Raw genomic sequence first — 18,928 nt, forward strand, 5'->3', positions numbered from 1 at the left:
GGAATTCACCATGACGATGATCTTCGGGGTTCCTTTCGCCCTGGTCGTCGCGGTGCTGTACTTCGTGATGCGCAAGCGCATGGTCCCGGCCGATGGTGTTGAAGAGGTCGACGCATCGGAGGCCACCGAGTCGCTTCCCGCGGGCGACCGGGCGTAGCGACTCGGCAGGCTCCTGACCGGTTGGATCCGGCGATGCCCGGTGTCGGGAAAGTCCTTGAACGGGCTTCCCGGCACCGGGCATTTCCGTGCCCGCAGGCGTTTGCCGGGAAACCTGCCCGGGCGCCAGCGCATAGAATCGTGCACGATGCCCAACACGAAAGGAACGATGTGGCGAAGCTGTATTTCCGCTATGGTGCAATGAATTCGGGCAAGTCGACCGGCTTGTTGCAGACCGCGTTCAACTACGAGGAGCGCGGCCAGCGGGTGCTGCTGGCCAAGCCTGGCATCGACACCAAGGGCGACTCCGGCATCGTTTCGCGTCTGGGCATGGACAGGGACGTCGATTTCCTGATCCCGCCGGAGGCCGATGCCCGGGAGCTTTTCGCCGCCCACGCAGCGGGCGACGATCCCGATGCGATCCTGCAACACGTCGACGCCCCGCCGGTGGCCTGTCTGCTTGTCGACGAGGCGCAGTTCCTGACGGCAAGCCAGGTCGATGACCTGTTCCGCATCGCGGTGCTCGACAACGTCCCGGTGCTTGCCTACGGCATCCGCTCCGACTTCCGCACCCACGCGTTCCCCGGATCGCGGCGCCTGCTGGAAATCGCTCACTCGCTCGAGGAGCTCAAGACCATTTGCCGTTGTGGTCGCAAGGCGGTGTTCAACACGCGCCGAGTCGGCGACAAGATCATCTTCGACGGCGACCAGGTCGCGATCGACGGAGACGACGTTTGGTACGAGTCGCTGTGCGGGGCCTGCTACCTGGAAGCGTCAGGGGGGCGTCTGGGCGACTAGGTCCCGACTGCCGCGTGCTCGAGGGAAAGCCCCTGTAGGATCACGCGGACGCCGTATTCGAAGGCCTCCTGGCCCAATTCCGCGGTGTTTCCCTCCGCTTCCGGCATGCCGGCCAGCGCTTGGGCTTCCTGGTGCGCGGCAATGGATCCGAGCAGGTGGTTGAGCAGCAGGTGCCTGGCGAAGGGCGCCTGTTCCCGGGGGATCCCGGCCAACTGCAGGAATTCCAGCAGCCAACCCAGCGGGGCCAGCGCATCCGGGCGCATGGACTGCGCCAACTGGATGACCTCGGCGGAGTCCGGAACCGTGATCAACGCGGTGCGCAATTGCTGCAGCAACGACGCGATGGCCATCGGCGCCGTCGCCGGCGCCGGGGTCGCCGGCCGCGGCACGGAACCGAGCAATTTTGCCGCCACATCCACCAGCAGCTCCTGCTTGGATTTCACGTGCCAGTACAGGGCCCCGACCTGCACCTCGAGTTCCCGTGCGAGCCTGCGCATCGAGAGGTCGGCCAGGCCGAATTTCGAAAGCACGTCCACTGCGGTGTCGATGAGTTGTTCACGGGTCAGGGCCATGGGATCCAGTCTAGGGCGGCATCGGAAATAACTTGTCCCTGTGCTACTGCCCCATGTCACAGCGCTGGCCGTACACTCATTTCCATGATTCGTTTCCTGATTCGACTGGCCATTTTCGTAGTCTCGTCGGCCTTGGGCCTGCTGGTGACGAGCTGGATCCTGGACGGCTTCACCATTCATGCTTCCGGGTTCATTGTTGCGGTCCTGGTTTTCACGGTGGTGCAGTCGGTCATTGCGCCCTTCGTGGCGACCATGGCCAGACGCTACGCCTCGGCATTCCTGGGCGGGGTCGGGCTGATCGCCACGGCATTGGCGCTGTTCATCGCCCAGCTTTTCCCGGGAGGCCTGACCCTGTCGGGCGTGAGCACGTGGGTGCTGGGCACGCTGCTGGTTTGGCTGATCAGCGCCCTTGGAACGTTCCTGCTGCCGTTTTGGTGGCTGCGGGAGAAACGCAGGTCGCGCACTGCCTCACCCGAAGCGTAGGGAAAACCACTGGCAAAACACCGTCGAGGAAAAGACCCGGTCTTGATCCCTCGACGAAACGACCAAAGCGGGGTTTGATGGGGTCATGAGTATGCAATTTCCAACACCCGAGGCCATGGCCGAGTACCAGCGGATTGGCCGCACCCTGCTCGGCGAAGGGGTGACGCCGGGAAAGATGTTCGGCAAGGAAGCCCTGAAGTTCGAGTCCAAGGCCATTGCATGCCTGCTTGAGGACCGGATGGCGTTCAAGGTCGGCCGCGACAGCAAAGCCATGTCACAGGGGATGGAGTGCCCCGGGGCGGAGCTTTTCGACCCCTCGGGCCAGGGCCGGCCGTTCCGTGATTGGGTGGCGGTTCCCGAAAGTTCGATGGAAAGATGGGAGCAGCTGGCCCAGGCCGCATTATCTGCGGCGATCGAGCCGGAAACCGACTCCTAGGCGCCATAAATCCACTCGACGTTCGTTCTTCGGGTAAACTCGTGACGTAAGAGCCCCTTACTGTTCTTCCTGATCCATGCGTGGACAGTGGAAGAGCGAGGGGCATTTCTGCGCCCGGCACCGCCGGGACCCGGCATTATGTGCCGGCCGCGCTGAATCGAGCAAGGGGGAGGATCCCATGCCAGCAATCGTGATCGTCGGAGCCCAGTGGGGCGACGAGGGCAAGGGTAAAGCCACAGACCTTTTGGGTGGCCAGGTTGACTACGTTGTGAAGCCAAACGGTGGCAACAACGCCGGCCATACGGTCGTCGTCGGCGGTGAAAAGTATGAGCTCAAGCTCCTGCCCGCCGGCATTCTTTCGCCAAACGCCATCCCGATTATCGGAAACGGCTGTGTTGTAAACCTCGAAGCGCTCTTCGAGGAGATCGAGGGACTGCAGGCCCGCGGGGCCGACACCTCGAAGCTGCGTGTTTCCGCAAACGCACACCTGGTGGCCCCGTACCACCAGACCATGGACAAGGTCACCGAACGCTTCCTGGGCAAGCGTGCCATCGGCACCACCGGTCGCGGCATCGGCCCGGCCTACATGGACAAGATCGGACGCCTGGGCATCCGCGTGCAGGACGTCTTCGACGAGTCCATCCTGCGCCAGAAGGTCGAGGGGTCGCTGCTTCAGAAGAACCAGCTGCTGGTCAAGGTCTACAACCGCCGCGGCGTCGAGGTCGACGAAATCGTCGAGTACTTCCTGTCCTTCGCCGAGCGCCTGCGCCCGATGGTCATCGACGCCACGCTTGAACTGAACAACGCCCTGGACGCCGGCAAGGTGGTCCTCATGGAGGGCGGCCAGGCCACGTTCCTGGACGTCGACCACGGCACCTACCCGTTCGTCACCTCGTCGAACCCGACCGCCGGCGGCGCGTCGGTGGGCTCGGGCATCGGCCCGACCCGCATCACGCGTTCGGTGGGCATCATCAAGGCCTACACCACCCGCGTGGGCGCAGGTCCGTTCCCGACCGAGCTCTTTGACGAGATGGGCATGTACCTGCAGAAGACCGGCGGCGAATTCGGTGTCAACACCGGCCGTCCGCGCCGCTGCGGCTGGTACGACGCGGTCCTGGCCCGCCACGCCTCGCGCGTGAACGGCTTCACCGACTACTTCGTCACCAAGCTCGACGTGCTCACCAACATCGAGAAGATCCCGGTGTGCGTGGCCTACGAGGTCGACGGCGTGCGCCACGACGAAATGCCGATGACGCAGACCGACTTCCACCACGCGAAGCCGATCTTCGAGTACTTCGACGGCTGGACCGAGGACATCTCCACGGCACGCACCATGGAGGACCTTCCGGAAAATGCTCGCAACTACGTGCTGGCGCTTGAAGGCATGAGCGGGACCCGTTTCTCCGCCATTGGCGTTGGACCGGATCGCGAGCAGACCATCGTCCGCCACGATCTGATCAACGACTAACAGTCGAACCATCACGCAAGGGCGTGGCACGGGAATGGATGAAGACCATGAATGAACAACTTCTGACCAGCCTGCGCCACGCCCTTGCGGCGTCTCCGGGTGACAGCGCGCTGCGCCTGCACGTGGCCGAGATGCTGCATGCCGCGGGGCGCAACCCCGAGGCGCTTGCCGAGGTCAACACCGTGATCCAGGCCGAGCCGTCCAACGTGGCGGCCCTGGGCCTGCTGGGGAAGATCGTCAGCGGGCTTTCGGCCCCGGCGGCGCCACCTGCCGCCGAGCCCGTTGCCGTGCCGGTTGCCGTGCCCCCGGCGGCACCCGAGGCCGTGGCTTCGGCGCCGGACCCGGAACGCGCACCGTCAGACGACGGTTTTGACTGGGACAAGGCCAGCCGCGAACTCGGCGAGCAGCTGCCCGCACCGTTCGCCATCGGCATGGACCCGGAGGAATCGGGGATCGCCCCGATCGAACCCGAAGCCCCGGCCATTACGCTGGCCGATGTCGGAGGGTTGGAAAGCGTCAAGGCGCGGCTGAACGAATCGTTCCTGGCGCCCATGCGCCACAGCGAGATCGCCAAGGCCTTCGGGAAATCCCTGCGCGGCGGCCTGCTGCTGTACGGGCCCCCGGGCTGTGGCAAGACTTTCCTCGCCCGCGCGGTGGCCGGCGAGCTCGGCGCACGGTTCATGTCCGTGGTCATGACGGATGTGCTCTCCTCCTACATGGGGCAAACCGAGAAGAACCTCAAGGCGGTCTTTGACTCCGCGCGTGCCGAAACCCCCACGGTGCTCTTCCTCGACGAGGTCGACGCCCTGGGCATGCGCCGCGGATCGCTCACCGGATCCGCCTCCTGGCTGCGCCAGATGGTCAACCAGCTGCTGCTGGAAATGGACTCGATGGCAGGGGACAACGACGGCCTCTACATCCTGGCCGCGACGAACCACCCCTGGGACCTGGACGAGGCACTGTTGCGCCCCGGCCGGCTGGACCGCACGGTGCTTGTCACTCCGCCGGATGCGGCGGCGCGCACGGCGATCCTGCACTACCACCTGAAGAAGCGGCCGATCGCCGGAATCGACCTGCACGCGCTGACCCGCCGCACCGAAAATCTTTCCGGGGCGGACCTGGAACACCTGTGTGTCACGGCGGCGGAGAAGGCCATGATCGAATCCATTGCGGCCAACGAGATCATCCCGCTGAACATGGGGCACATGGAACTTGCCCTGGCCGAGGTCAAGGCCTCGACCCTGCCGTGGCTCGAATCGGCGCGCAACGTGGTGCGTTTCAGCAACGACCACGGGCGCTACGACGAGCTCGCCAGCTACCTGCGCTCGCGCAAGATGCTCTGACGGCGCCGTCATCCATGCCCAACCCCATTGACGTCGATCTTCTGCAGGCCAGAGCCCAAGCACTGGCGGCATCGAAGCGGTTGGACGAGGCGCTGAAGCTGGTCTCCGGTCAGCTGGAACACCACGGCGAGGACCCGCGTTTTTGGGTGCTCTACGGCATGGTGCTGCTCGCCAACGACCGGCAGGAACCGGCCGAGGCCGCGGGGCACCGTGCCCTGGAACTGGAGCACGACTCCCTGGGGGCGCTGGACCTGCTGATCATGTGCGCCCACCAAGCGGGGCAGCGCCAGAAGGCGCTGGCCCTGGCCCGGGTCATGGTCCAGGGTGCGCCGAACCTGGCCAAGGGACACTTCTGGGTCGGCTTGCTGCTGGTCGGCACCTCGACAAACCGCACCGAACTCGACGAGGCGTCGGCGGCCATGGACCGGGCGCTGGAGATCGATCCCGAGGACCCCGACCACTTCCGGGTGGCCGCGCTCATCGCCGACCTGGGCGGGAACACCCCCAGGGCGCTGGAATACCTTCGCGCCGGGCTGAACGTCGCCCCCAACGACCACGGCCTGCTGCTCGCCTCCGGCGTCATCGACGGCGCGGGCGCCGTGGTGGGCGATCGCGGCACGCTGCTGCGTGGAATGCTCGCGGTCAACCCGCTCGATGACACGGTCCAGGCGGACTTTGCCCAGCTTTTCCTGGAGAGGCTGCGGCCGCTGGGCAGGCTGCCCTGGGTACATGGCATGCTGGGGGCGCTGATCGTCCAACGGGGGAGCGGGCTGCCCGGGATCCTTGCCGCGGTGCTGCTGCTCGGCCTGCTGGCCGGGGCCGGTTGGTTGCGGTATCGGCGGGCCGCCAAGCCGCTGCCCGCCGGGTACGTGGAAGACATCTTTGGCAGGTTCCCCTCTGCACGTACCGGCATGCGGCTGCTCGCGGCCGCCGGGGCGACGGGCCTGGCCGGAGCCGTGCTGGGAATCCTCGCCCCCGACCAACGCCCGGGGTTGCTTCTGGTGGGAGCCGGAGCAGTGCTGGGTTTCATCGGCGGAACGCTGCTGGACAAGGCATCCTGCGCACCGCCGGAAGCCGGGGCGGAGCGCCCGGCGCTCATTGCCCATTGGCACCGGCGGATCGGGGCGCTGCTCGAGGCCCACTGGGCCCGCTTCCGCTGGGGATGCCTAGGCGTGCTCGCCGTCGTGCTCACCTTGCCGGAGCTGGGTCCCGCGGCAGGCATGATCGTGCTGGTCGGTGCCGGATGGCTGCTGGCGGTCGGAGCGCAGCTGGCGATCCTCGTCGCGCGGCTGGGACCGGGCGAGAACCCGTGGGTGAAGGGCCAGAGGCTGCGCTCAAGCGCCAGGCGCGCGGGGCTTGCCGGGGTCGGCGGCCGGATGCAGTCGGTCTTCTACATCGGCTACCACCTGTTCCTGCCGCTGATGTTCCTGTCCCTTGGAATCGGCCTGTTTGCCGGGGCAACAAGACCGACCGGCGGCACCGGGGCCCCTGCCGGGGAAGACGGGAACAAGCCGCCGGCCATCTCGCCCTACCTGGTGCCGACCCCGATTCCGGCGCCCTCGATCACCATTGAGGTGCCGAGCTTTACCCCGGTTCAGATCCCGGACTTCCCCCTGGAAACGGGGCGGGACTAGCCCCGTTCGGCCTCCGGTTCCGGAGTGAGCACCTGCGCGTCGTCCGGGACCGAGACGGCCCGGGCCGCGCGGCTGACCTGCAGCGAGCCGACCCAGCCGATGGCCAGGCAGACCACGGCGGCAACCATGGCCGCCTGGACGCCTCTGGTGAAGGCGTCGCCCATCACCCCGGCGACCTGCGCCGCATGTTCGCCGAAGGCCGCCCCCGCGTTGCCGTGCAACACCTGCGGGATGAGGCCTCCAGCCGAATCGCTGAGCCGCTGGGCCCAGGCCGCCGCGTCGAGCCCCGGAATCTCCAGCGCGGCCAGGGAAACGGCGGCCGCGTGGGTTGTCGCCACGGCCAGCACGCTGCCAGCGATGGCCGTGCCGAACCCGGATCCCAGCTGGCGCAGGGTGCTTTGCGTTGCCGAGCCCTGGCCGGAGGCCTCCGGGGGGATATCGCGCAGGACCGTGCTGGTCAGCTGCGCCGAGGCCAGTCCAAGACCCAGCCCGTAGAGAACCAGCAGCAGGACCAGCGGAAACAGCGGGGCGCCGGCACCGATGACCCAGACCAGGGCCGCTACGCCAGCGACCTCCAGCCCCAGGCCCAGGACCACCACCCGGTCCGCGCCCATGGATGCGGCCAGGTGCCTGGCCATGGCCCCGGACAGGAACGCGCCGGCCGCCATCGCCGTCAGGATGAGCCCGGCGCCCATGGCGTCGGTGGCCAGGACGTTGATCAGGTACAGCGGCAGCACCAGGAGCAGCCCGAACTCGCCCATGGCCACCATCGTGGCGGTGGCGTTGCCCCAGGAAAACGTTGCGTGGGAGAAGAGCGAGACATCCAGCAGCGTGCTCTTGAGTTGCCGTCCCCGCCGCAGCTCCCACCGGATGAAGGCGATCAGCGCGCCCACGGAGATCGCCCCGAGGATCGGTATCGGCGAGACCGGTGCATCCGCGTCCCACGTCAGCGGCCCCAGCTCGACGGCCGTCTTCGGGGCCAGCCAGCCCCAGCTGGGGCCCTCGATCAGGACGAAGACCAGCAGGCCGAATCCGAGCGCGCTGAGCAGGACGCCGACGATGTCCGCGCCGTGCTCCCGGTGTTCGACGGTGGTTTCGGGGACAAGGCGCCAGATCCCGACGAGCACCAATAGTCCCAGCGGCAGGTTGACCCAGAAGATCCACCGCCAGTCCAGGTACGTGGTGAAGGCGCCGCCCAACAGCGGGCCCAGAGCCGCGGCGCCGGACATGACGGCTCCCCAAATGCCGAAGGCGGCGGCGCGCTCCTTGCCCCGGAAGATGGAATTGACGCTGGACAGCGTCGAGGGCAGGACCGCGGCCCCGCCGACACCCTGGAGGGCGCGCGCCGCGATGAGCGCGGTCGCGTCGGTGGCGAGCGCCGCGGCGAGGCTGCCGAGCACGAAGATTCCCACGCCGATGGCCAGGAGTCTGCGCCGTCCGACCCTGTCGCCGAGTCGCCCCGCGGTCATCAGCAGTGCGGCAAGCACCACCGAGTAGAGCGAATTGACCCATTGCGCGGAGGTCAGGTCCATGTCGAGGGACTGGATCATGCTGGGCAGCGAGACCCCGACGATCGTGCCGTCGAGCACGATCATGGCCAACGCGCCGGCCAATACGAGCAGCGCCAACCACTTGTTCTCGCGTTTTGTCGTCATATTCCATACCGTACGGCTGACAAGGCCGATCCGGAATCCACCAAACGGACGATCGTCGCTAGGCTGGATTCCGGAACGTTGGCAATGAAGGGAATCGTCATGAAGGTCAGTGTTGGACAGTTTGCTCCCACGGGGTCGATCACCGAGAATTTGGGGACCATGGCGCGGCTTGCCGCGCGGGCCAAGGGCGAGGGCGCGAGCCTGGTCCTTTTCCCCGAGGAAGCGATGCTTGCCGTGTCCAAGGTCGAGGGTGGCTTGGCCGAGGCCATCGCCGGACACTGGACCGCGTTCGTGCAGCAGCTGTCCTTCATCGCTGCAGAGCACAAGATTGCCATCGTGGCCGGCGGGTACGAGGAAAGCGGCGATGCGCGCCCCTTCAACACCCTTGCCGCGGTCGCCGAGGACGGGTCGATCCTTGGCACCTACCGCAAGATCCACCTTTACGACGCCTTCTCCTACCAGGAATCCACCGCCATCACCGCGGGCCCGGTCGATGTGCTGCCGATCTTTGAGATTGGCGGGCTCAAGGTCGGGATGCTGACCTGCTACGACCTCCGCTTCCCGGAATTGTCCCGCCGCCTGGCCGTCAACGGCGTCGACGTCTTGCTGGTCGCGGCCGCCTGGTTCAAGGGCGACCACAAGATCGAGCATTGGGAAACCCTGCTCAAGGCCCGTGCCATCGAAAACACCGTGTGGGTCGCCGCAGCGGGTACCAGCTCAAGCCACACGATCGGGCACTCGGCGATCCTGGATCCGATGGGCGTGCCCGTCGTTTTCCTGGATGACGACGTCGAGGGATTGGTAACGACCGAGGTCACCCGCCGCCGCATCGACGAGGTGCGTGAGTTCCTTCCGGTGTTGGCCAACCGCCGCCTGTAGGAAGCCAAGATTCCAGGGTCGGTCGTCGGGGGTGTGTCCCGGCGGCCGGCCCTTGTCGTCTCCCGGGGGGGAACCGGGTGCGCCCGGTCCAAATTCACATCCGTGGGAGATGTACGGTTTGGGCAGTTCACCATATTATTGATGCGCGAAGAGTCGTCAAACAGGCAAGGTAGAGAAGTGGGCAATTCCGAAACGCAAATGAGCGAAGAGATCATCGAAGAATGGGCAGAGGTGACCAGTCGCGCGTACAACGACGCGCTCACCGGGCTGGAGCTGTCCCGGGTTCCTGCAGTTGTTGAGGCCTTTATTGACCTGTACGAGCAGAGCAAGGACTTGACGTTCAACGCCGATTACTCGCCGGCCGACTACTTCGAGGAGCATCCGGCCAGGGCCATCGCCAGCATCCTGGACTCGAGCGATGCGCTGGAGCTCCTGGACGATGACCACGAGGAAGCGCTCGAGGACATCCTCGAATTCACCGAGGCCTGGGCCCAGTTCGACGGGAACCAGCAGCCCGATCTTGGCGTTTCCGAAGCCGACGACGATGACGATGAGCCCGTTTGGTAGGCCGTTCCGTTCGATCCAGCTAGACGGACGAAGTCTGCTTGTAGGCCGCTGCGCGTGCCGCCCACCCCTCGGGGCCGGGGAGTGTGCGCAGCGGCTTGTTTGCAAGTGCAATGATCCCCGCCAGTGCCGCGATGGCCGCGCAGAATGACAGCAGCCCGGTCCAGCCCAGGCGCGGGAAACCGAATCCCGCGATCAGCGGGGCCAACGGCAGGGCTGCCATGCCCATCAGGGCAGAGGCGCTGGTGGCCCGGCCCAAAAGCCCGCTGGGAACGGCCGTCATGAAATAGCCGCCAATGCCGGCGTTGATTGCCGGCGCCCCGAAAAGTGCAACGGCCAGGATCACGCAAAGTGCCGCGACCTGTTCAACGAACGGCAAGACCCAGAGAGCTGCAATCGCCAGGAGCAGCCCGCCGCAGGTGAGAACACCGCTGGGAACCCGCTTGATCAGTGCGGGTGCGGTCATGCTGCCCAGGAGCATGCCGGCACCGATCGCCGCCGACACCAGGCCGATGGTCGCGGCCGATTCTCCGCGGCGTTGAAGCGCGAAAATGACCGACGTGATGGAGGCGTTGGTTCCAAGATTGATGATGACGGAAACCAGAAGGACCACACGCAGGTCCTTGCGCCGCCACAACCACTTGAGGCCTTCGCCGCTCTCCTTGGCGAAGCCGCGCACCCATCCGGTGCGGCCGGCCGGTTCCTGCCGCTTTGCTGCGGCCGCATCCGCTTCCCGGCCGGGTGCCGGCAGGACCATGAATTTGGCGAGAAGCGTTGCCGCTGCGTGAATCGCTGCGACGGCGGCCAGGGCCACGGTGTGCGAGACCGCGAGCAGAATGCCGCCGAGCGGTCCACCTGCCAAGGAAACCACTGCATCGCGCCCCTGGTTTGCGGCAAGGGCCGAACCGAGCTGCGTTTCCGGCAGCAGGTCCTTGAGCACCGCATCCGAGGCTGAGCCGAACAGTCCGTTGCGCACGGACATCAGCAGGTGAAGGGCGAGCAGGCTCCAAAAGGTCAGGTTTCCGGTGGCCGCGGCGGCAACAAGACCGAGACCGATCACCGTGCCGGACATGCCGCCGATCATCATGAGCCGGCGGCGGTTGTGCCGGTCCGCCAGGACGCCGCCGGGCAACGTGGCGAGCATCCGTCCGAGCATCCCGGCTGCGCCGATGATGCCGGCCTGTGCCGGGGAATCGGTTGCGACCAAGGCGATGAGGGGGACCGCGAAGGAATGCAAGGCGATTCCGAGGGCCGAACCGGTGTCCGAGCCGAGCCAGAGCAGGTAGTTCCGGTTGCGCCACAGCGCTGGGGTCGGGGTAGCGGCCTTCGCGCTGGTTTCAGCACTGGTTTTGGTCGTCATGCACCCCAGATTAGACCCGCACATATTATTGCGCAATAGAGTTTGCGCAACTATATTTGTGGAATCGCTACACTGGTGACATGGCTCCAAAGGAACGGAATTCCCCGGACGACGCAACCATCACCATGACCTCCTCAATGCTCAAGGCCATGGCAAATCCGCTGCGCCGCCGCATTGTCTCGATGCTCTCGGCGATGGACTCCGCCCGCGCCACCGACTTGGCCGAACGACTGGATGTCCCGGCCAATTCACTGAGTTTCCACCTCCGGGTGCTGGCTTCGGCGGGAATCGTCGAAGAGGCTCCCGAGCTGGCGCGGGATCGGCGGGATCGGGTCTGGCGGGCGGTGCATGGGCGGTTCAGTGTTGGAACCCCGGAGGCCCCCAGCGCGGCCGATGACGCCCTCGTATTGAAGTCGTACCTGGGGCAGCAGGGCCAGGAGCTGGTGCGCCAACTTCAGGCTGTCCTGGACTGGGGCAATGGGTATGCAACCGGGAACGAGCCGGACATGCGGGGCGTGCTCGACCTTTCCAACCTGATGCTCAATGCCGACGAGGTGAAGCTCCTCGAAAACCGGATCATCGACGTCGTCGGCGAAATCAAGCGGGAAAGCCTTCGCAACTCCAACGACGGCAGCGACCGCAAGCTGTGGCACCTCACCACGATGATGGCCCGCGAGGACCTTCCGGGGCTGACCGAGACATAAAAAACCCTCGGGTGTTCACCGCGAACGGTGAACGCCCGAGGGCAAAGCCAAGTAGGCCTAGGCGAGAAGCTGGCGCTTGGAGGAAATGACTCCGGTGTTGAAGCCGGCCAGGCGCAGGCCGCCGTGGAAGCGGGCGTGCTCGATCTTCACGCAGCGGTCCATGACAACCTCCAAGCCGTTGGCCTCGGCCTTGGCCGCGACCTCCTCGTGCCAGGAGCCGAGCTGCAGCCACAGGGTCTTCGCGCCGACGGCGATCGACTCGTCAAGCACGGATGGCAGGTCGTCGTGCTTGCGGAAGACCTCGACCATGTCCGGGGTCTCCGGCAGGTCGGCGAGCGACTTGTACACCGGCTGGCCCAGGATCTCGTCGAGCACCGGGTTCACGAAGTAGACCTTGTACTTGGAGGAGGACAGCAGGTAGGTCGCCACGAAGTAGGAGGCGCGCGACGGCTTGTTGGAGGCTCCGACCAGCGCAATCGACTTGGTGTTCCGCAGGATCTCCAGGCGTTCGGCGGCGTTCGGGCCGACCCAGGTGCGGGTTTCGGTGGCGCTCATTACTTGGCTCCCGTCGTGGCGGCGGCGCGTGCCGCGTCGATGGAGCAGGCGGCCCCGTCGTAGACTTCCTCGGCCGGCGCGGCAAGCACCTGCTGCGAGGCGGTCAGGGCCTGGTCCAGGTCCCAGAGGATGTCTTCGAGGTCCTCGAGTCCCACGGAGAAACGGATCAGGTCCTCCGGGACGCCGGCCGCGACCAGCTGGTCGGCGGTGAGCTGCTGGTGGGTGGTGGAGGCCGGGTGCAGCACCAGGGTGCGCACGTCGCCGATGTTGGCCAGGTGGCTGGCCAGCTGCAGCGCCTCGATGAAGGCGGTGCCGGCGGCGCGGCCGCCGTTGATGCCGAAGCTGAAGACCGAACCGACGCCCAGCGGGAGCAGTTCCTTGGCGCGCTCGTGGTGCGGGTGGGACGGCAGGCCGGCGTAGTTCACGTAGGAGATGCGCGGGTCGGCTTCCAGCCATTCGGCCACGGCCTTGGCGTTGGAAAGGTGCGAATCCATGCGCTGCGGCAGGGTCTCGACGCCCTGCAGGAGCTGGAACGCGGACTGGGCCGGAAGCGCCGGTCCGATGTCGCGCAGCTGCTCGCTGCGCAGCTTGGTCAGGAAGCCGTACTCACCGAAGTTGTCCCACCAGGAAACGTTGCCGTAGGAGGCCACGGGCTCGGTCATGGACGGGAACTTGCCGTTGCCCCAGTTGAAGGTGCCGGCCTCCACGACGACGCCGCCGAGGGTGGTGCCGTGCCCGCCGAGGAACTTGGTGGCCGAGTGGATCACGATGTCGGCGCCGTGCTCGATGGGGCGCAACAGGTACGGGGGAGTCAGCGTGGAGTCAACGACCAGCGGCAGGCCGGCGGCGTGCGCCACCTCGGCCAGGCCCTTGAGGTCGGCGATGTCGCCGGACGGGTTCGCGACGACCTCGGTGTAGACGGCCTTGGTGTTCTCGCGGATGGCCGCGGCGAATTCGGCCGGATCGGTGGAATCGACAAACGTGGTCTCAACGCCGAAGCGGCGCAGGGTCACGTCGAGCTGGGTGATGGTTCCGCCGTAGAGCTTGGAGGAGGCAACAATGTGGTCGCCCGCGCCGGCCAGGGCCGCGAAGGTGATGAACTCGGCCGCCATGCCGGAGCCGGTGGCCACGGCGCCGATGCCGCCCTCGAGCGAGGCGATGCGTTCCTCGAAGGCCGCAACCGTCGGGTTGCCGATGCGCGAGTAGATGTTTCCGTACTTCTGCAGCGCGAAGAGGTTCGCGGCATCGTCGGAGTCCTTGAAGACAAACGAGGTGGTCTGGTAGATCGGGACGGCGCGTGAACCGTGCTCGGCATCCGGGGTGCCGCCGGCATGCAGTGCGCGCGTGCGGAATCCAAATTGATGTTCGGCCATGAGGGTGGCTGACTCCTTGCGTATGTGGCAACGGCCATCCGGGGTGCGGACGGCCCTCGCCTGTGGGGCTGGGGGGTGCTTCTCCCGGGTCAATGCGGTGCCGACTCGCCCCGGAGGGGCCGCTAGGGGTCCCGCAGGGGTTCGGCACCGAAGATTGCTTACGCGCTCTCCATCGTTTCTGGCGGTAGCACCTTGTTCACCGGAGTGTGAAAGGTTGCTGCGGCGTCATGGAACCAGATCTCTCGGCCGCTCGGGATGGGGTGTTGATCCATTGTGGCAAGAAATCGACCGACAGCCAAAGATTGTGAGCTTAGGTTGCGAATGCTGAGACGAAAATCGAAGAATCTGCGCCCCCTGCATGGCCGGAATTTTGCCGGGCTAGGCTTGTGGGTATGAGTGCAACGTTGGTTTTGGTCCGTCACGGTGAAACAGCCTGGAATGCCGAGGGCCGTCTCCAGGGTCAAACGGATATCCCGTTGAACGATGTTGGCCGCGAGCAGGCCTATGTCGCAGGGCAGGAACTGGCGGGCTCGCGCTGGGACGTCCTGGCGTCGTCGACGCTGGGTCGCGCCGTCGAAACCGCGGAACTCATCGGGCAGAACCTGGGCCTGGTCCTGACCGAAAAAATCGGCGGGCTCCAGGAGCGCCACTACGGAAACGCCGAGGGCCGCGTGGCCTCCGGCCTGCCGCGCGAGGAAATCGACGTGCTGCTGCGATCGGCCGAACCCGAGGAAGCCGTGGCCGCGCGCGGCATCAGGTCGCTCTGCGAACTGCTGGAGCGCCACGAGGGCAAGCGCATCGTCGTCGTTGCCCATGGAACGCTGATCAGGCTGACCGTCGATGCGCTGGTTCCGGGTCGCAAGACGCCGATCATGCGCAACGGGCAGATGCTCGAAGTCGACATTGCCTCGCTGCGGCGCCATGCCGGCGCCCCCACGCACTAGCGAGGCCACCGCACCCGGACGCACGATGGTGGGGTGAGCGAAAACTTCTTTGGCGACCGCGGTTTCTATGCGCGCCGGGCGCGGGCCTACGACGCAATGCTGGGTTCCCCGACCTACAACAGGATCTGCTGGGGAACCCGCCCCGACCAGTACGCGGCCTTCGCGGCGCGGGCCATCGGCTCGGGCGACGGACCGCTGCTCGAGGTGGCCGTGGGGACGGCCAGAGCCACGGCGCTGCTGCATGTTGCCGGCCGCCGCCCCACGACGCTGGTGGACCTGAGCGCGCCGATGCTTGAGGTGGCCCGCGAATCGATTCGCCGGGCCGCCGGCGGGGAAGTGCCGGGGCGCATCGCCCTCGAATGCCGGGACATGCTTTCGCCGCCCGACGGACGACGCTACGAAACCATTTTGGGCCTGGGTCTGCTCCACCTGGTCCCGGACGTGGGGGCCGTGATTTCCGGGCTGGGCGACCAGCTCCAGGAACACGGGTCGCTGCGCCTGGCCTCGCTCGTTCGGGGCTCGGCCCGGTCCAACGCCTACCTGAAGCTGCTCAAGGCACACGGCGACATCGCCGGCATCCGCACGGCCGCGGAGCTCCGCGACCTGGCGGTGGCGGCAGGCGTCGGAAACGTCTCCGTGGATCGCGAAGGCGCCATGGCCTACGTGACCATTTCGCGCTAGGAATCCCCGCGCTTCAGGTCGATTGCGACGCGCTTGCTTTCGCGCTCGAAGCGGTCCAGGAGGCGCAGCAGGTCGCTGCGGTCCTCGGTACTCCACTGCCCGATCAGCTCGGTGACCAGCGATGTCCCCGAACGGGTCAGGGCCTCCGCCATGTCCCTTCCGGCGGCGGTGAGCTCGACGAGCGAAGCCCTGGAGTCCCGGGGGTCGGCCAGCTTCTGGATGGCTCCCGCTTCCTGCAGCCGGGCGACGATCTTGGAGATGTTCGAGGCCCCCGTGACCATGCGGGCGGCCAGGGCCGAAGGGCGCTGGGGCCCGGCGGAACCCAGGATCGTCACCATCGTGATCGCACCGGGGTCCAGGTGCACGCCCTCGCGTGCTGCCACGGCGGTTATGAATTCGGGGGAGGTCCATTGGGCCAGGATGCCGTTCAGGGCGTGGACGAGTGCCGGGTTCCCGGATTCCGGATGCATGGATCTAGGCCTCGGTTCCGCCGTCGACCGGCAGCACGACGCCGGTGATGAAGCTGGCCTGGTCCGAGAGCAGGAATGCTGTGGCGTTGGCGATCTCCGCGGGCCGGCCCAGACGCTTCATGGGGATTTCCGCGGCGTACCCGGCCTTGGCGTCGGCCGGCAACGAGGCCAGGGCCGCGGTTTCGATCGCTCCGGGGGCCACGGCGTTGATGCGGATCCCCAGGGCGGCGTTTTCCTTCGCGACGCTGCGGGTGAGCGAGACGACGCCGTGCTTGGCCGCGCCGTATGGCGTGAGCTGCGGGGTGGCGCTGATGCCCGCGAGCGAGGCGATGTTGACGATCGACCCGCTGCCCTGGGCCGTGAAGTGCGAAAGCTGCGACTGCAGGGCCAGGAAGGTGCCGCGCAGGGTCACGTCGATGACGCGGTCCCATTCGGCATGGGTGATGTCCTGGATCGGCTTGGGCATGGCGCCGACGCCGGCGTTGTTGACCGCCATGTCCAGGCGGCCGAACGACTCGACGGCGAAGGGAACCAGTTCCCCGACCTCGGCCGCGTCGGCGACGTTGGCGTGCTTGTAGGCGGCGCGCCCGCCGGCCGCCTCGATGAGGGCTACGGTGTGCGCGCCGGCCTCGTCGTTGACGTCGGAGACGACGACGGCGGCACCGTCGGCCGCGAGGCGCAGGGCGATGGCGCGGCCGATTCCCGCGCCGGCGGCCGTCACGAGCGCGACCTGGTTCTCAAAAGTCATGGCTGTCCTCCCTGGAAGCAATATGCTGTCGTTTGGACAGTATATGCGCGCGGGGCCGGAAAGAGCCAGAGGCCGGGCGGGGTGCCGGGGGCGGTGCGCCCCCGGTACCGGGAGGTCAGCCCTCGCAGATCTCCTTGATCTGCGCGATGCACGGTTCGTTCTGCAGGCTGGTGGTGTCCCCGAGCGTGCTTCCCTCGAAGAGCTGGGTCAGGAGCCGCCGCATGATCTTGCCCGATCGGGTCTTGGGCACGTCGGGCACGAAGACGATGTCGCGCGGCTTGGCGATCGGGCCGATCTGCCGGGCAACGTGGTTGCGCAGCTCTGCCAGGAGCGACTGCTGCCGGGCCAGCGCCTCGTAGGACAACGAGGTCCCCACGAGGCTCTTGTCGAAGGGCACCACGAAGGCGGTGGCCGCGTGCCCGGTCTTGGCGTCGGCGGTCGGGCAGACCCCGGCCTCGACGACGGCCGGGTGGGTGACAAGCGCGGACTCGATCTCGATGGTGGAGAGCCGGTGCCCGGAAATGTTGATCACGTCGTCGGTGCGCCCGAGGATCCAGATGTCCCCGTCGTCGTCGAAGCGTGCTCCGTCCCCGGCGAGGAACCAGCCCTGCTCCGCGTACTTTTCCCAGTAGGACGTGTAGTAGCGCTCCGGGTTGCCCCAGACGGTGCGGGCCATCGACGGGCCGGTCTTGGTCAGCACGATGTTGCCCTGCACGTTCGGCTCCACCTCGGTGCCTTGCTCGTCGACGATGTCCACGGAAACCCCGGGCAGCGCGCGGGTGCCGCAACCGGGCTTGAACGCGGTGTCGTCCTGCCGAGGGGAAAGGATCGTCGAGCCGGTTTCGGACTGCCACCAGGTGTCGACCATCGGGATGCCGGCGGGGGTGTCGCGGCCGACCTGGCCGCGCAGCCAGCGCCAGGCCTCCGGGTTCACGGCCTCGCCCACGGTTCCGGCCAGCCGGATGGAGGAGAGGTCGTAGTCGGCGGGGATGCCGTCCGGGAACCAGCCCATCAGCGAGCGCACCAGCGTGGGCGCCGTGTAGTAGCTGGTGACCCCGTAGCGCTGGATGATCTCGAAGTGGCGCCCGGGGTGCGGGGCGTTGGGCACGCCCTCGTAGATCACTTGGGTGACGCCGTTGGACAGCGGCCCGTAGATCTCGTAGGTGTGCGCGGTGACCCAGGCCAGGTCCGCGGTGCACCAGTGGACGTCGGAGTCGCGCTGCTTCGGGTCCGGGTGGGAGAAAAGGAATTCGTGGCTCCAGGAGGCCTGGGCCAGGTATCCGCCGGTGGTGTGGACCAGGCCCTTGGGCTGTCCGGTGGTGCCGGAGGTGTACATGATGAACAGCGGGGTTTCGGCATCGAAGGCCTCGGGGGAGTGCTCGGTGCTCGCGGTGTCGACGGTCTCGTGCCACCACACGTCCCGGCCCTCCGTCCAGGCGATCCCGGACCCCGTGCGGCGCAGCACCAGCACGTGCTCGATGCTGTCCACCCCGGCCACCGCGGCGTCGGCATTGCCCTTCACTGGAACCGCCTTGCCGCGGCGGAACTGCCCGTCGGTGGTGACCAGCAGCTTCGCGCCGGTGTCCTCCACCCGGAACCGCAACGCCTCGGAGGAGAACCCGCCGAAGACCAGGGAGTGCACGGCGCCGATGCGGGCGCAGGCCAGGGTGATGACGACGGTCTCGACCAGGACCGGCAGGTAGATGACCACGCGGTCGCCCTTGCCGATGCCCAGCGCGACCAGCGCGTTGGCCGCCTGCGAGACCCGGTCCTGCAGGTCCTTGTAGGTGATTGTCGCGGTGTCGCCCGGCTCGCCCTCGAAATGCAGGGCCACCTTGTCGCCGCGCCCGGCCTCTACGTGGCGGTCCACGCAGTTGTAGGCCGCGTTGAGCCTGCCGCCGTCGAACCACCGGAGCTTGGGGCCGCGCCGGGCGTCCCTGTCAACACCGGTGCTGCTGTGGACGGTGTGCCATTCCTCGGTCCAGGTCAGGCGCCGGGCCGCGGCGTCCCAGAAGGCCAGGCGCTCGTCTTCGGTCCACCCGTTTTCGCCGGGCAGGTCGGGATCGAGCAGGTCGGTGGTTGCGTGGGAAAGCGTTGCAGTCATT

19 protein-coding genes and 1 riboswitch are annotated in these 18,928 nt (G+C 67.0%); of the genes, 11 read left to right on the top strand and 8 right to left on the bottom strand.

Translation table 11 applies throughout. The features are described 5' to 3' along the window. Positions 1 to 327: 327 nt before the first annotated feature. A complete protein-coding gene (locus ACIQLF_RS07675) occupies positions 328 to 954 on the top strand; it encodes a thymidine kinase (protein WP_400296415.1) in 627 nt (208 codons plus the stop codon). Here ACIQLF_RS07675 and ACIQLF_RS07680 read toward each other — a convergent pair. Beyond that, entirely contained in the window at positions 951 to 1,526 is a 576-nt protein-coding gene (locus tag ACIQLF_RS07680) for a TetR/AcrR family transcriptional regulator (protein ID WP_400296417.1), read from the bottom strand. The two genes, ACIQLF_RS07675 and ACIQLF_RS07680, sit on opposite strands and share 4 nt — an antisense overlap. An 84-nt stretch (positions 1,527 to 1,610) precedes the next feature. On the opposite strand from ACIQLF_RS07680, the gene ACIQLF_RS07685 reads away from it, so the two are divergent. The 5 genes from ACIQLF_RS07685 (at position 1,611) to ACIQLF_RS07705 (ending at position 6,890) form a co-directional block, all read left to right on the top strand. Further along, on the top strand, positions 1,611 to 2,009 hold the full coding sequence (locus ACIQLF_RS07685; RefSeq protein WP_400296420.1) for a phage holin family protein: 399 nt from the start codon (positions 1,611 to 1,613) through the stop codon (positions 2,007 to 2,009). Positions 2,010 to 2,124: 115 nt separating this feature from the next. Beyond that, on the top strand, positions 2,125 to 2,445 hold the full coding sequence (locus ACIQLF_RS07690) for a hypothetical protein (protein WP_400296423.1): 321 nt from the start codon (positions 2,125 to 2,127) through the stop codon (positions 2,443 to 2,445). A 178-nt stretch (positions 2,446 to 2,623) separates the two neighbouring features. Then, positions 2,624 to 3,913 carry an adenylosuccinate synthase gene (locus tag ACIQLF_RS07695; protein WP_400296425.1) on the top strand — a complete coding sequence of 430 codons (1,290 nt, stop codon included), beginning with the start codon at positions 2,624 to 2,626 and terminating at the stop codon, positions 3,911 to 3,913. 47 nt (positions 3,914 to 3,960) lie between these two features. Next, positions 3,961 to 5,256 (top strand): AAA family ATPase, encoded by a 1,296-nt coding sequence (locus tag ACIQLF_RS07700; protein ID WP_400296428.1) that lies wholly within the window; start codon positions 3,961 to 3,963, stop codon positions 5,254 to 5,256. Positions 5,257 to 5,270: 14 nt separating this feature from the next. Then, positions 5,271 to 6,890 (top strand): hypothetical protein, encoded by a 1,620-nt coding sequence (locus ACIQLF_RS07705; RefSeq protein WP_400296430.1) that lies wholly within the window; start codon positions 5,271 to 5,273, stop codon positions 6,888 to 6,890. On the opposite strand, the gene ACIQLF_RS07710 is transcribed toward ACIQLF_RS07705, so the two are convergent. Beyond that, complete coding sequence (locus ACIQLF_RS07710; protein ID WP_400296432.1) at positions 6,887 to 8,545, bottom strand: MFS transporter; 1,659 nt, start codon at positions 8,543 to 8,545, stop codon at positions 6,887 to 6,889. The two genes, ACIQLF_RS07705 and ACIQLF_RS07710, sit on opposite strands and share 4 nt — an antisense overlap. A gap of 99 nt (positions 8,546 to 8,644) precedes the next feature. Here ACIQLF_RS07710 and ACIQLF_RS07715 point away from each other — a divergent pair, with 99 nt between their 5' ends. Both ACIQLF_RS07715 and ACIQLF_RS07720 read left to right on the top strand, forming a co-directional pair. Further along, complete coding sequence (locus tag ACIQLF_RS07715; RefSeq protein ID WP_400296435.1) at positions 8,645 to 9,424, top strand: carbon-nitrogen hydrolase family protein; 780 nt, start codon at positions 8,645 to 8,647, stop codon at positions 9,422 to 9,424. Positions 9,425 to 9,601: 177 nt separating this feature from the next. Further along, positions 9,602 to 9,991, top strand: coding sequence for a hypothetical protein (locus ACIQLF_RS07720; RefSeq protein ID WP_400296438.1), 390 nt, complete (start codon positions 9,602 to 9,604; stop codon positions 9,989 to 9,991). A gap of 19 nt (positions 9,992 to 10,010) precedes the next feature. Here ACIQLF_RS07720 and ACIQLF_RS07725 read toward each other — a convergent pair whose 3' ends face one another. Next, positions 10,011 to 11,348 carry an MFS transporter gene (locus tag ACIQLF_RS07725; RefSeq protein WP_400296441.1) on the bottom strand — a complete coding sequence of 446 codons (1,338 nt, stop codon included), beginning with the start codon at positions 11,346 to 11,348 and terminating at the stop codon, positions 10,011 to 10,013. A gap of 80 nt (positions 11,349 to 11,428) precedes the next feature. Here ACIQLF_RS07725 and ACIQLF_RS07730 point away from each other — a divergent pair, with 80 nt between their 5' ends. Continuing rightward, positions 11,429 to 12,052, top strand: a complete 624-nt coding sequence (locus ACIQLF_RS07730) for an ArsR/SmtB family transcription factor (RefSeq protein ID WP_400296443.1) — start codon at positions 11,429 to 11,431, stop codon at positions 12,050 to 12,052. A 57-nt stretch (positions 12,053 to 12,109) separates the two neighbouring features. Here ACIQLF_RS07730 and ACIQLF_RS07735 read toward each other — a convergent pair whose 3' ends face one another. After that, complete coding sequence (locus ACIQLF_RS07735; RefSeq protein WP_400296445.1) at positions 12,110 to 12,607, bottom strand: CoA-binding protein; 498 nt, start codon at positions 12,605 to 12,607, stop codon at positions 12,110 to 12,112. Continuing rightward, on the bottom strand, positions 12,607 to 13,980 hold the full coding sequence (locus tag ACIQLF_RS07740; protein ID WP_400296447.1) for an O-acetylhomoserine aminocarboxypropyltransferase/cysteine synthase family protein: 1,374 nt from the start codon (positions 13,978 to 13,980) through the stop codon (positions 12,607 to 12,609). Before ACIQLF_RS07740 ends, ACIQLF_RS07735 begins: the two co-directional genes overlap by 1 nt. Before the next feature lie 166 nt (positions 13,981 to 14,146). Then, positions 14,147 to 14,242: riboswitch (SAM riboswitch) on the bottom strand. Positions 14,243 to 14,372: 130 nt separating this feature from the next. On the opposite strand from ACIQLF_RS07740, the gene ACIQLF_RS07745 reads away from it, so the two are divergent. Next, positions 14,373 to 14,924, top strand: coding sequence for a histidine phosphatase family protein (locus tag ACIQLF_RS07745; protein WP_400296449.1), 552 nt, complete (start codon positions 14,373 to 14,375; stop codon positions 14,922 to 14,924). A 33-nt stretch (positions 14,925 to 14,957) separates the two neighbouring features. Then, on the top strand, positions 14,958 to 15,605 hold the full coding sequence (locus tag ACIQLF_RS07750) for a methyltransferase domain-containing protein (protein WP_400296451.1): 648 nt from the start codon (positions 14,958 to 14,960) through the stop codon (positions 15,603 to 15,605). Here the strand turns inward: ACIQLF_RS07750 and ACIQLF_RS07755 are convergent. From ACIQLF_RS07755 to acs, 3 genes are all read right to left on the bottom strand, one after another. Further along, entirely contained in the window at positions 15,602 to 16,075 is a 474-nt protein-coding gene (locus ACIQLF_RS07755) for a MarR family winged helix-turn-helix transcriptional regulator (RefSeq protein ID WP_400296453.1), read from the bottom strand. The genes ACIQLF_RS07750 and ACIQLF_RS07755 overlap by 4 nt on opposite strands. A 4-nt stretch (positions 16,076 to 16,079) precedes the next feature. Continuing rightward, positions 16,080 to 16,823, bottom strand: coding sequence for an SDR family oxidoreductase (locus tag ACIQLF_RS07760; RefSeq protein ID WP_400296456.1), 744 nt, complete (start codon positions 16,821 to 16,823; stop codon positions 16,080 to 16,082). A gap of 115 nt (positions 16,824 to 16,938) precedes the next feature. After that, positions 16,939 to 18,927 (bottom strand): acetate--CoA ligase, encoded by a 1,989-nt coding sequence (gene acs / locus ACIQLF_RS07765; RefSeq protein ID WP_400296459.1) that lies wholly within the window; start codon positions 18,925 to 18,927, stop codon positions 16,939 to 16,941. Between the last annotated feature and the right edge of the window lies 1 nt (position 18,928).

This window comes from Paeniglutamicibacter sp. NPDC091659, assembly GCF_044756805.1.
Classification (GTDB): Bacteria; Actinomycetota; Actinomycetes; order Actinomycetales; family Micrococcaceae; genus Paeniglutamicibacter.

Bases quoted from the DNA above. Each gene is read 5' to 3' on its own strand.
- ACIQLF_RS07680 (WP_400296417.1), bottom strand. From the start codon at position 1,526: ATGGCCCTGACCCGTGAACAACTCATCGACACCGCAGTGGACGTGCTT.
- ACIQLF_RS07685 (WP_400296420.1), top strand. From the start codon at position 1,611: ATGATTCGTTTCCTGATTCGACTGGCCATTTTCGTAGTCTCGTCGGCC.
- ACIQLF_RS07690 (WP_400296423.1), top strand. From the start codon at position 2,125: ATGGCCGAGTACCAGCGGATTGGCCGCACCCTGCTCGGCGAAGGGGTG.
- ACIQLF_RS07695 (WP_400296425.1), top strand. From the start codon at position 2,624: ATGCCAGCAATCGTGATCGTCGGAGCCCAGTGGGGCGACGAGGGCAAG.
- ACIQLF_RS07700 (WP_400296428.1), top strand. From the start codon at position 3,961: ATGAATGAACAACTTCTGACCAGCCTGCGCCACGCCCTTGCGGCGTCT.
- ACIQLF_RS07705 (WP_400296430.1), top strand. From the start codon at position 5,271: ATGCCCAACCCCATTGACGTCGATCTTCTGCAGGCCAGAGCCCAAGCA.
- ACIQLF_RS07710 (WP_400296432.1), bottom strand. From the start codon at position 8,545: ATGACGACAAAACGCGAGAACAAGTGGTTGGCGCTGCTCGTATTGGCC.
- ACIQLF_RS07715 (WP_400296435.1), top strand. From the start codon at position 8,645: ATGAAGGTCAGTGTTGGACAGTTTGCTCCCACGGGGTCGATCACCGAG.
- ACIQLF_RS07725 (WP_400296441.1), bottom strand. From the start codon at position 11,348: ATGACGACCAAAACCAGTGCTGAAACCAGCGCGAAGGCCGCTACCCCG.
- ACIQLF_RS07730 (WP_400296443.1), top strand. From the start codon at position 11,429: ATGGCTCCAAAGGAACGGAATTCCCCGGACGACGCAACCATCACCATG.
- ACIQLF_RS07735 (WP_400296445.1), bottom strand. From the start codon at position 12,607: ATGAGCGCCACCGAAACCCGCACCTGGGTCGGCCCGAACGCCGCCGAA.
- ACIQLF_RS07740 (WP_400296447.1), bottom strand. From the start codon at position 13,980: ATGGCCGAACATCAATTTGGATTCCGCACGCGCGCACTGCATGCCGGC.
- ACIQLF_RS07745 (WP_400296449.1), top strand. From the start codon at position 14,373: ATGAGTGCAACGTTGGTTTTGGTCCGTCACGGTGAAACAGCCTGGAAT.
- ACIQLF_RS07755 (WP_400296453.1), bottom strand. From the start codon at position 16,075: ATGCATCCGGAATCCGGGAACCCGGCACTCGTCCACGCCCTGAACGGC.
- ACIQLF_RS07760 (WP_400296456.1), bottom strand. From the start codon at position 16,823: ATGACTTTTGAGAACCAGGTCGCGCTCGTGACGGCCGCCGGCGCGGGA.
- acs (WP_400296459.1), bottom strand. From the start codon at position 18,927: ATGACTGCAACGCTTTCCCACGCAACCACCGACCTGCTCGATCCCGAC.